This is a genomic window from Nioella sp. MMSF_3534, assembly GCF_030732985.1.
Classification (GTDB): domain Bacteria; phylum Pseudomonadota; class Alphaproteobacteria; order Rhodobacterales; family Rhodobacteraceae; genus Nioella.
This window is the reverse complement of the sequence record NZ_JASHJX010000076.1, coordinates 1-10,531: the sequence shown is the minus strand read 5'-3', so window position 1 is coordinate 10,531 and position 10,531 is coordinate 1. Positions and strand designations below refer to the sequence as shown.

Sequence of the window (10,531 nt, the reverse complement as noted above, 5' to 3'; positions counted from 1 at the left end):
GGCTGGCGCAGGTCAGGCCGGTTCTGGCGGAAAGGGCATGCCGCGCCAGCCCGCACCCCGGCCCGCGCCCGCGCCTGATATCAGCGGTTGCGCCTGAGGCTGGCCTTGATCTCCGCCAGCCGGAATGCGCCGGTCACCTGTCCGAGGACCGTGTAGGAGAGCATCCCGACCACGATCACGGCCGCCAGTGCCGCGTAGCGAAGCCCATCTGTCTGCAACGCCCCTGACAGCAGCCAGACCAGCCCCCAGGCCAGGGCCCCCATCATCAGCGACGCCGCCATGATGCGCGGGGCTGCGTGACGGGCTTTGCTGTCCAGGCGGACCGCCTCGCCAAATCCGCGCGCCCCGAGCCACAGCATCAGCGTCATCGCCCAGGCCGCCGTGGTGGCCGCGACCGCCGGGGCCAGCCAGCCGATCACCGGCATCAGCCCGAAGGCAAGCGCCGCATTGATCGTCATGGCGACAAGCGCGTAGCGGAAGGGCGTCGCCGTATCCTCGCGCGCGAAGAAGACCGGCTGTTGCAGCTTTTGCAGTACGAAGGCCGGTAGGCCGAGCCCGTAGATCGCCAGCGCCCCGGCAATGGCGGCGCTGTCGGCGGCATCGGTCTGGCCGCGTTCGTAGAGCACCGAGACAATGGGCAGAGGGATCAGCAAAAAGACCACCGCGCAGGGCAGGGTAAGGATCAGCGCGAATTCAAAGGCGCGGGAAAGGGAATGGCGCGCGCCCTCGGGGTCATCCGCCTTCAGCCGCCGCGACAGTTCCGGCAGCAGCACGATGCCGATGGCGATGCCGACCACGCCAAGCGGCAGTTGGTAGAGCCGGTCGGCGGCAAAGAGCCAGCTGATCGCGCCCTCGGTCGACGACGCCACAAGCTGCCCCACCACCAGGTTGATCTGTGCCACCCCATTGGCAAGCGCCGCCGGAACGCCCACGGCGACGAGGTGTTTCATCTCTGGTGTCCAGCGCGGGCGGGCCGGGCGGATGCGGATGCCGGCGCGATCCGCAGCGCCCCAGACCATTGCCAGCTGCGCCACGCCCGCGACCGGGATCGCCCAGATCAGCCAGGTGATGACCGCGCCGCCCATGACCGCGCCAAGTGTCATCGCTGCAATGACGAAGATATTCAGCAGGACCGGCGCCGCCGCCGCCGCCGCGAACCGGCCATGGGAATTCAGCACCCCGGACAGAAGCGCCGCCAAAGACATGAAGAAGATGTAGGGAAAGACCACATGGCCGAAGCCCACGGCCATGTCGAAGCGTTCATCTCCCACGAACCCGCCCGCCGTGGCCCAGACAAGCGCGGGCATGAAGACCATGCCAAGCCCCACCAGCAGCAGCACAACGAAACCGAGCCCCGACAGCGCATCGCGGGCAAAGCCCGTGGCGTCCTCACCGGCTTCGGCTTTCTTCGAATAGATCGGCACGAAGGCGGCGTTGAACGCGCCCTCGGCAAAGAAGCGGCGGAAGAGGTTGGGCAGGCGGAAGGCGGCGACGAAGGCGTCCATCACCGGGCCGGGTCCGATCAATGCGGTCAGCATGATTTCCCGCACGAAGCCCAGAACCCGGCTGACCATGGTCCAGCCGCCCACGGTCAGGATGCCGCTGAGCAGACGGATGGGCCGTGTGCTCATGCCCCCGCCCGTTCCGCCACGCGGGCAATGGCCTCTCGCAGCTTCTTCTCCAGCGCGTCCTGCCGGTGCTTGGCATGCAGCTTCAGCCCGAACATGTCCTTGACGTAGAACGTGTCGATCACCTGTGCGCCATAGGTCGCGATCACCGCCGACGAGATATAGATATTCGACGCCGCAAGGGTCTTGGTCAGGTCATACAGCAGGCCGGGCCGGTCGCGGGTATCGACCTCGATGATCGTGTATATCTCGGAGCCTTCATTGTCGAAGGTGATGTTGGTGGGCACGTTGAAGGGCCGTTCGCGCTTCTTGATCTTGTCGCGCTTGTCGAGCGCCTGGCTGGCAACGACCTCGCCCCTCAGGGTCTTCTGGATCATGGTGGTCAGGCGCGGCAGGCGGCTGGCCTCATAGGGGTGGCCCTCGGCGTCCTGCACCCAGAAGACGGCGGTCGCATAGCCGTCCTTGGTGGTGTAGGTCCGTGCATCGACCACGTTGGCGCCCACAAGGCTCAGCGCGCCCGCAAGACGCGAGAAGATGCCGGGGTGATCGGCCAGTGCAAAGCAGACGCGGGTCGCGTCGCGGTCGATATCCTGCGCCGTGTCGATGCGGATCTCGTTGTCGGGCAGGTCGCGCAGCAGCCCGGCAATGACCGCCTGAGTTTCGGTGTCCAGCCCCTGCCAATAGGGGCCATAATGCCGGTCGGTCTCGGTCTTCAGGGCCTTGCGGTCCCAATCCTCCAGCCGTTCGCGCAGGGCCTTCTTGGCCTCGCCTTCGCGCTTCTCGCGGTTCAGATCTTCCAGCCCGGTTTCCAGCGCCACTGCGGTCGCCCGGTAAAGCCCGCGCAGAAGCGTGGCTTTCCAGTTGTTCCAGACATTCGGGCCGACGCCGCGGATATCGCAGACGGTCAGGACGGTCAGCAGATCGAGCCGGGTCTTGGTTTTCACCGCCTTGGCGAAATCGCGCACCGTGCGGACGTCGCCGATATCGCGCTTCTGGGCCATGTCGGACATCAGCAGGTGATGACGCACCAGCCATTCAACCGTTTCCGACTCCTCCGCTTTCAGCCCCAGGCGGGGACAGATGCGGCGGGCAATCTGGGCGCCGACGACCGAATGGTCCTCATCCCGGCCCTTGCCGAGATCGTGGATCAGGCAGGCCAGATACAGCACCTTGCGGTTGACACCCGCCTTCAGGATGCCGGAGGCGACGGGCAGTTCCTCGATCAGCTCTTCGCGCTCGATCTGCGCGAGGGTCGAGATCACCTGGATCGTGTGCTCATCGACCGTATAGCTGTGATACATGTTGAACTGCATCATCGCCACGACCGGCGCGAATTCCGGGATGAAGGCGGCCAGAACCCCAAGCTCGTTCATGCGGCGCAGGCCCCGTTCCGGGTTGCCATGCTTCAACAGCAGGTCAAGGAAAATGCGCACCGCTTCCTTGTCGCTGCGCATCTCGTCGTCAATGAGATGCAGGTTCGCCGTGACCAGCCGCATCGCGTCGGGATGGATCAGGTAGCCGGTGCGCAGGCCCTCTTCGAACAGCCGCAGCAGGTTCAGCTTGTCCGACAGGAAGACGGCGTCGTCGACCACCGCAAGGCGCCCCTGCTTGACGTCGTATCCCGGTTTCAGCTTCTTGCGTCGCCTGCGGCGGCCCTTGAGAAACCCGATGATCAGGGGTTCGGGCTTCAGATGCGCGGCTTCCATCGCGGTCAGGAAGATGCGGGTCAGTTCGCCCACGCGGGTGGCGTGTCGGAAGTAATCCTGCATGAAATATTCCACCGCCCGGCGGCCGCTGTGATCGGTATAGCCGATACGCGAGGCCACCTCGACCTGAAGGTCAAAGGTCAGTTGATCCTGCGCGCGGCCCGCGATCAGGTGGATATGGCAGCGGACGGCCCAGAGAAACCGTTCCGCGGCATCGAAGGCGTTGAACTCCTCCTGCCGGAAGACGCCATGTTCCACCAGCTCGGCGACCGTATCGACACCATGTTCATACTTGGCGATCCAGTAGAGCGTCTGCAGGTCGCGCAGGCCCCCCTTGCCCTCTTTGACATTGGGTTCAACCATGTAGCGCTGGCCGCCCTGACGTTTGTGCCGTTCGGCGCGTTCCTCCAGCTTGGCGTCGATGAACTCACTGGCCGTGCCCGCGAAAAGCTGCTCGCGCAGCGTGTCGTGCAACTGGTCACCAAGGGCGGCATCCCCGGTCAGGTAACGCATTTCCAGCAGCGACGTGCGGATCGTGAAATCCTCTTTCGCCAGCCGCAGGCAATCGGGGATCGACCGGCTGGCATGACCCACCTTCAGGCGCAGATCCCACAGGATGTAGAGCGTGGATTCAATGACACTCTCGGCCCAACCGGTCATTTTGTAGGGCAGCACGAACAGCAGGTCGACATCCGAGAACGGGGCCATTTCCCCGCGCCCCGATCCGCCGACGGCCATGACCGCCAGGCGCTCGGCCTCGGTCGGGTTGGGATTGCGATGCAGATAGGTGGTGGCGACTCGAATGGCCTCGGTCACCATGCCGTCGGTCAGGAACGCATAGGCGCGTGTCACCCGCCGCGCGACCAGTGGATTTGCCTCGAAGGCCTCCTTGATGGCAGCGCGCCCGGCCTTTTGCGCGGCCAGCAGTTCGGTGACGGTCAGCGCCCGGATCTTGCTCGCGTCGCTCTGGTCGGCAAGGGCGGCATCCAGCCGCGCGCGGATCGCGGCGGTGTCGAATATCTCCGCCTCGGGAAGGATCATCTCCCCGGAGGCGGTTCCTTTGGCGGGAAGGCGCGGGTTCCGGTCAGAAGCCGGAGGCGCCAAGGCGTCCTGGTGCAGGGTCAATAATGGAAACCTGGTTTTCGAGTACCGTTGCGATGGCCATGGCCCGTTCGACAGTGCCATCGGCTCTCAGGCGGAATACCCCGTTCGCACCGGCAAAGCCAGAGGAGGCGGTCAGTTCCGTCACCCCGATTGCACCGGCCTCGGCAGCGGTTTCGGCAATCGCGCGCATGGCGTCATAGGCTATCGGGGCCAGCACATGCGGCGCGTCGCCATAGGCGGCGGTGTAGCGGGCGCCAAAGGCGGCATTGGCATCGGGGTCCGGCAATGCGAACCAGCCCCCCTGAAGGCCGGACAGTTCCAGCGTCTGCGATGGCACGTCCCACCGGGTCAGACCCATGACGCGAACCTCTTCGGTATCCAGCCCGTTTTCCGGCAGCAGCTGCGCGAAGAGCGGCAGCGCGGCAGAGGCCTCGGCGGTGATGACCAGCCCGGTCGCGTCAGAGGAGCGGATGGTCGACATCACCTCGGGAAGCGCCTGCACCACGCCTTGCTGCGAGAATTCGTAGCTGACCACGCCCGCGACGGTGCCGCCGGTGCTGGCCACGGCCCGTTGCACCGCGTCGCGCGCAACCTCGCCCGCCAGGTTCTGGGCGTGAAGAATGACAATGCGATTGCGGCCCTGGCGCGCGGCATAGCTTGCGATCCGGGCGGCGGTATTGTCGAACGTATGGCCCAGAACGAAGACATTGCCGCCCGCGATCTCGGTGTTGTTGGAGAAGCTCAGGACGGCGACATTGCTGTTCGAGACCGCGACCCCCACGGCCGCCGCGGCATCGGAGCGAAGCGGGCCGACAATCACCCGCGCGCCCTGCTGAATGGCCTGTCGCGCCACCGTGGCGGCCTGCGCCGGGTCCGCCGCGGTATTGTAGACGGTGATTTCCAGCTCCACGCCCTCGAACTCCGATGCGGCGAGCCGGGCGGCGTTTTCCAGGCTGCGGGCCACGATTTCATCGCCCGCGCTGGCAGAGCCGTAGGGCAGCAGCAGCGCGACCTGAATCGGGGCGCCCGCGCGCACCCGCGGACCGCTGCCGCCGGGAACGCCGACCTGACAGGCGGCGAGGACACCGGCACAAAGCGCCAACAGAACAAAGCGGCGTGACTTGCGGAACATGCGGAAAGAAGGGAACATACGGGGCCGTCTCCAGAAGGCTCGAAATTGGGTCGGACGGACCCTACGCGGTCACGCGAAACAAGTAAACGCCAAGAGGCCAGCCCATGTCCGATCAGCTTGCAACCGCCGGTGCGCCCCGCGCCTCCCGGCTCGATCCGGGGCTTTACCTCGTGGCGACGCCGATCGGGGCGGCGCGGGATATCACCCTGAGGGCGCTGGATATTCTGGCCTCTGCCGATGCGATTGCCGCCGAAGATACCCGCACCGCCCGCAAGCTGATGGAGATCCACGGGCTTGCCGTCGCCGGGCGCCCGCTGATCGCCTATCACGATCACAGCGGCCCCGGCGCGCGGGACAAGCTGGCCGCGATGGTCGCGGCGGGAAAATCCGTGGCCTATGTGTCCGAAGCGGGCACGCCGCTGGTGGCCGACCCCGGCTATCAGCTGGCGCGTGGCATGATCGAGGACGGCTTGCCGGTGATCGCCGCGCCGGGCGCCTCTGCGGTGCTGGCGGCGCTCAGCGTGTCCGGCCTGCCAAGCGACCGGTTTCTGTTCGCGGGTTTCCCGCCGCAGGCCAAGGGCGCGATGACAAGCTGGCTGGCGGATCTTGCGCCGGTCGGGGCGACGATCATTCTGTATGAATCGCCGCGTCGCGTTCACCGATTGTTAGATGTTTTGTCCGATACCTTCGGGGGCGAGCGGCCCATGGCGCTGTGCCGGGAATTAACCAAACGCTTCGAAGAGGTCTTGCGCGGCAGCGTGGATGAGGTTCGAAATAGCATCGCGGATCGGGTCTTGAAGGGCGAAATCGTCGTCGTCATCGGCAAGGGTGCACCGGTTCAGGCGAGCGTGGAAACGATGGAAGACGCCTTGCGCGCGGCGCTGGCGACACTGTCGGTCAAGGACGCGGCGGCGCAGGTCGCTGCCGATCTGGGGCTGAAGAAACGCGACGTCTACCAGGCGGCGCTGATGCTGGAGAAAGATGGATGAGCGGAACAGTCAGTTATCATGCCGGGCTTTCGGCAGAAGACCAGGTGTCTCGTCGATATGTGCGTGACGGTCATACGATCCTGTCCCGCCGTTGGCGCGGCAAGGCCGGGGAGATAGACCTTGTGGCGGAAAAGGACGGCACCGTCATCTTCATAGAGGTCAAGAAAAGCCGCAGCCATGCGCGGGCCGCCGAACGCCTGTCTCAACGCCAATTGCATCGCATTTACCGGAGTGCCGAAGACTTTATCGGACATCTTCCGGCGGGGGCCAATACCGATTGCCGGGTGGATGTGGCACTGCTCGACCATCACGGGGAAATCGACATTCTGCCGAATGTTCTCTGTGCGTAGGGGCACATCGGCGGCATTGCACCTTTCGGCGTCACGGGTCATGAATGCGCAACACGTGGGATTGGAGACGCCGCATGCCCCTCAAGGTTGCCATCCAGATGGACCCGATCGGTCCGATCAATATCGACGCTGACAGCACGTTCCGCATCGCCGAAGAGGCGCAGGCGCGGGGCCATGAGCTGTTCTACTACACACCCGACATGCTCGCCTATCAGGAAGGCCGGGTCACCGCGCGGGGCTGGCCGCTGACGGTGCGGCGGGTGAAGGGCGACCATTTCAGCATCGGCGAGATGCAGGAGATCGACCTTGCCGATTGGGATGTGGTCTGGCTGCGCCAGGACCCTCCCTTCGACATGGGCTACATCACCACCACCCATATCCTTGAACGTGTCCATCCCGATACGCTGGTGGTGAATGACCCGTTCTGGGTTCGCAACTACCCGGAAAAACTGCTGGTCCTCGATTTCCCCGACCTGACGCCGCCCACCACCATTGCGCGCGACTTGGAGACCCTGAAAGCCTTCAAGCACAAGCATGGGGATATCATCCTCAAGCCGCTTTATGGAAATGGCGGCGCGGGGGTCTTCCGCCTCGACCCCAATGACCGCAACCTCAACTCGCTGCACGAACTCTTCACCGGCATCAATCGCGAGCCGCTGATCGCGCAGAAATTCCTGCCCGACGTGTCTGCGGGCGACAAGCGGGTGATCCTGGTCGATGGAGAGCCTGTGGGCGCGATCAACCGGGTGCCTGCCAAGGGCGAGACCCGGTCCAACATGCATGTGGGCGGCCGGCCCGAGAAAGTGGCGCTCACCGACCGCGACCGAGAGATCTGCGCCCGCATCGGCCCGCTTCTGCGCGAAAAGGGGCAGATCTTCGTGGGCATCGACGTGATCGGCGGTTGGCTGACCGAGATCAACGTGACCTCCCCCACCGGCATCCAGGAACTGGAACGCTTCGACGGGATCAACATCGCCGAAAAGATCTGGCAGGCCATCGAAGCGCGTGTCGCATGAGTGTCCGCGCGAGGCTGCTCAACACCTGGCTGCGCTGGATCGAGCGGCCCGCGCTCAACCGGCTGGCCCGGCAGGACGCGGCGATCCGGGTCCGCCGACGGTTTGAATGGCAGTGCCGCATCCTGTGCCCTGTTCCCCGCGGCGTGGCTCAGCGCTGGACCGAACGCGCCGGGATGGAGGTGCTGGAGCTTGGCGACCCGACGGGGCCACAGCTGCTCTACCTGCATGGCGGGGCCTATGTCTTCGGCAGCCACCGCACCCATAAGGGTCTTGCCGGACGGCTGGTCAAGCGCATCGGCGGCGGCGCGGTCGTCCCGCATTACCCGCTGGCGCCCGAATCGCCCTTTCCAGCCGCGCCGGAGGCCGCCTTGCGCCTGTACCGGCAGATGGCGGCGCAAGGTCCGGTGGTCCTGGCGGGCGACAGCGCGGGCGGCGGGCTGGCCCTGTCATTGCTGGCGATGATCTGCGCCGACCCCGACCTGCCGCAGCCGCTGGCCACGCTGGTCCTGTCGCCCCTGACGGACCTGGCCATGACCGGTGACAGCCTGCAGACGAACGATGCCAGCGAGGTGGTGCTGCCGCCCGAAGGAATCCGGGTATCCGCGCTTGGCTATCTGGACGGGGCCGATCCGCAAGACCCGCGTGCCAGCGCGCTTTACGCGCAGTTTCCCGGTGCCGGGCCGGTGCATGTCTGGGTGGGGGATGGCGAGGTCCTGCTCGATGACAGCCGCCGCATGGTGGACGTGCTGCAGGGGCAAGGGGTCGCGGCGCATCTGACCATCGCGCCCGGTCTGCCGCATGTCTGGCCGATCTTTCCCGGCTGGCTGCTGCCAGAGGCGGAAGTCACGCTCGACCAGATGGCCGCCGCGATCCGCTAGTTCTTGCCCGCGATCAGTCGGAACCCCAGAGCCTCGGCGATATGGGGCATGCGAACCGCGTCCACCCCTTCCAGATCGGCGATCGTGCGCGCCACCCGCAGCACCCGGTGATAGCCGCGTGCAGACAGGCGGAATCGCTCGGCGGCCTTGATCAGCATCTCTCGCCCCTCGGCATCCGGTTCCGCGATCTGATCGAGCAGCGCGCCCTCGGCATCGGCATTGACACGCGCCTTGGCCCCGAGCGTCTCGAACCGGGCGGTTTGCCGGTCACGGGCGGCAGCGATCCGCGCGGCTACAGTGGCGCTGTCATCGCCCGAGGGTGGCAGATCGAGATCGGTGAACCCCACAGGCGGCACCTCCAGCCGCAGATCGAACCGGTCCATCAGCGGCCCGGAAATGCGGCCGAGGTAATCCTCACCACAAAGCGGCGCCCGCCCGCAGGCCTGATCGGCGTCATAGAGATGCCCGCAGCGGCAGGGATTGGCGGCAGCCAGCAGCAGGAACCGGCAAGGATAGGTCACATGCGCATTGGCGCGGGCGACGACGACATCGCCGGTTTCAATCGGCTGACGCAGTGTTTCCAACACCTGCCGGGGGTATTCGGGGAACTCATCTAGGAACAGCACCCCGTTATGGGCGAGGCTGATTTCCCCAGGTTTGGCATGACGCCCACCCCCAACGATGGCGGGCATCGAGGCGGTGTGATGCGGCGCGCGATAGGGCCTTGTGCGGGAAATGCCGCCCTCGTCCAGCAACCCCGCCAGCGAGTGGATCATCGAGGTTTCCAGCGCCTCGGCGGCGGTGAGCGGTGGCAGCAGATCGGGCAAACGCGCGGCCAGCATGGATTTGCCAGACCCCGGCGCGCCCACCATCAGGAAATGATGCCGCCCGGCGGCTGCAATCTCCAAAGCGCGTTTGGCGCGTTCCTGCCCGCGCACCTCGCGCAGGTCCTTGCCGGAACGTTCGCTATGCACCTCGCCCGGTTCAGCAGGGGGCAGGGGGGCGCGGTCGGTCAGGTGGCCAATGATCTCGGCCAGGTTACGGCCCGCGAAAACCGGGGTCGCGCCGACCCAGGCGGCCTCGGCCCCGCAGGCGGCGGGACAGAAGAGCGCCCTGCCGTCCTCACCCGCTGCCAGCGCCGTGGGCAGCGCGCCGATGACAGGGACCAGGGTCCCGTCGAGCGACATTTCCCCAAGGCTCATCGCCGCCTCGACCCGGTCGCGCGGCACGATGCCCAAAGCGCCGAGCAAAGCCAGCGCAATCGGCAGGTCGAAATGCGATCCTTCCTTGGGCAGATCGGCGGGCGACAGGTTGATGGTGACGCGCTTGGACGGCAGCGCGATGGCCATGGTGGACAGCGCCGTGCGCACCCGGTCGCGCGCTTCGCCCACGGCGCGGTCGGGCAGGCCCACGATGGAAAAGGCGGGCAGTCCCGGAGTGATGGCGCATTGCACCTCGACCCGTCGCGCCTCCAATCCCTCGAAGGCGACGGTGTAGGTGCGCGCAAGGCTTTCGGGTCGGGTCGCGTCCAGCATGGTTAACGCTTGCCCGAAAACCCTTTACGTTTGGTAAATGGCCATGAAGTCCGGCCAGGCTTCCGGGTCGGCCACGGTCTTGTCTCGGCAAAACGAGTTGCAGAAGCCGAAGATGCGCCCGTCCATCTCCATGAAATCCGTCACGGGGTCGCCCGAATAGGGGCAGGTGGCGTTCTCGGACGGGCCATGATCG

8 protein-coding genes and 1 pseudogene are annotated in these 10,531 nt (G+C 65.9%); 4 read left to right on the top strand and 5 right to left on the bottom strand.

Annotated elements, in window-relative coordinates; translation table 11 throughout:
• Positions 1–80: 80 nt before the first annotated feature.
• The 3 genes from murJ to RBB16_RS19765 are packed head-to-tail and all read right to left on the bottom strand — an operon-like array spanning position 81 to position 5,588.
• Positions 81–1,631 (bottom strand): murein biosynthesis integral membrane protein MurJ, encoded by a 1,551-nt coding sequence (gene murJ / locus RBB16_RS19775; protein WP_306047756.1) that lies wholly within the window; start codon positions 1,629–1,631, stop codon positions 81–83.
• Positions 1,628–4,375: a [protein-PII] uridylyltransferase gene (locus RBB16_RS19770; RefSeq protein WP_306047755.1), complete on the bottom strand. Its 2,748-nt coding sequence runs from the start codon at positions 4,373–4,375 to the stop codon at positions 1,628–1,630. The genes murJ and RBB16_RS19770 overlap by 4 nt, the downstream gene beginning before the upstream one ends.
• Before the next feature lie 43 nt (positions 4,376–4,418).
• Positions 4,419–5,588 carry a penicillin-binding protein activator gene (locus tag RBB16_RS19765; RefSeq protein ID WP_306047753.1) on the bottom strand — a complete coding sequence of 390 codons (1,170 nt, stop codon included), beginning with the start codon at positions 5,586–5,588 and terminating at the stop codon, positions 4,419–4,421.
• An 86-nt stretch (positions 5,589–5,674) separates the two neighbouring features.
• Between RBB16_RS19765 and rsmI the strand changes: the two genes are divergently transcribed.
• The 4 genes from rsmI to RBB16_RS19745 all read left to right on the top strand — a co-directional run bounded on the left by rsmI (position 5,675) and on the right by RBB16_RS19745 (position 8,803).
• On the top strand, positions 5,675–6,559 hold the full coding sequence (rsmI, locus tag RBB16_RS19760) for a 16S rRNA (cytidine(1402)-2'-O)-methyltransferase (protein ID WP_306047752.1): 885 nt from the start codon (positions 5,675–5,677) through the stop codon (positions 6,557–6,559).
• Positions 6,556–6,909, top strand: a complete 354-nt coding sequence (locus RBB16_RS19755) for a YraN family protein (protein WP_306047751.1) — start codon at positions 6,556–6,558, stop codon at positions 6,907–6,909. Before rsmI ends, RBB16_RS19755 begins: the two co-directional genes overlap by 4 nt.
• A gap of 74 nt (positions 6,910–6,983) precedes the next feature.
• A complete protein-coding gene (gene gshB, locus RBB16_RS19750) occupies positions 6,984–7,925 on the top strand; it encodes a glutathione synthase (protein ID WP_306047750.1) in 942 nt (313 codons plus the stop codon).
• Positions 7,922–8,803: an alpha/beta hydrolase gene (locus RBB16_RS19745; RefSeq protein ID WP_306047749.1), complete on the top strand. Its 882-nt coding sequence runs from the start codon at positions 7,922–7,924 to the stop codon at positions 8,801–8,803. The genes gshB and RBB16_RS19745 overlap by 4 nt, the downstream gene beginning before the upstream one ends.
• Here the strand turns inward: RBB16_RS19745 and RBB16_RS19740 are convergent.
• Both RBB16_RS19740 and RBB16_RS19735 read right to left on the bottom strand, forming a co-directional pair.
• Complete coding sequence (locus RBB16_RS19740) at positions 8,800–10,338, bottom strand: YifB family Mg chelatase-like AAA ATPase (protein WP_306047747.1); 1,539 nt, start codon at positions 10,336–10,338, stop codon at positions 8,800–8,802. The two genes, RBB16_RS19745 and RBB16_RS19740, sit on opposite strands and share 4 nt — an antisense overlap.
• A gap of 24 nt (positions 10,339–10,362) precedes the next feature.
• A pseudogene (locus tag RBB16_RS19735) lies at positions 10,363–10,531 on the bottom strand (glutathione S-transferase); the annotation flags it as partial.

Bases quoted from the DNA above. Each gene is read 5' to 3' on its own strand.
- murJ (WP_306047756.1), bottom strand. From the start codon at position 1,631: ATGAGCACACGGCCCATCCGTCTGCTCAGCGGCATCCTGACCGTGGGC.
- RBB16_RS19765 (WP_306047753.1), bottom strand. From the start codon at position 5,588: ATGTTCCCTTCTTTCCGCATGTTCCGCAAGTCACGCCGCTTTGTTCTG.
- gshB (WP_306047750.1), top strand. From the start codon at position 6,984: ATGCCCCTCAAGGTTGCCATCCAGATGGACCCGATCGGTCCGATCAAT.
- RBB16_RS19770 (WP_306047755.1), bottom strand. From the start codon at position 4,375: ATGATCCTTCCCGAGGCGGAGATATTCGACACCGCCGCGATCCGCGCG.
- RBB16_RS19740 (WP_306047747.1), bottom strand. From the start codon at position 10,338: ATGCTGGACGCGACCCGACCCGAAAGCCTTGCGCGCACCTACACCGTC.
- RBB16_RS19755 (WP_306047751.1), top strand. From the start codon at position 6,556: ATGAGCGGAACAGTCAGTTATCATGCCGGGCTTTCGGCAGAAGACCAG.
- RBB16_RS19745 (WP_306047749.1), top strand. From the start codon at position 7,922: ATGAGTGTCCGCGCGAGGCTGCTCAACACCTGGCTGCGCTGGATCGAG.
- rsmI (WP_306047752.1), top strand. From the start codon at position 5,675: ATGTCCGATCAGCTTGCAACCGCCGGTGCGCCCCGCGCCTCCCGGCTC.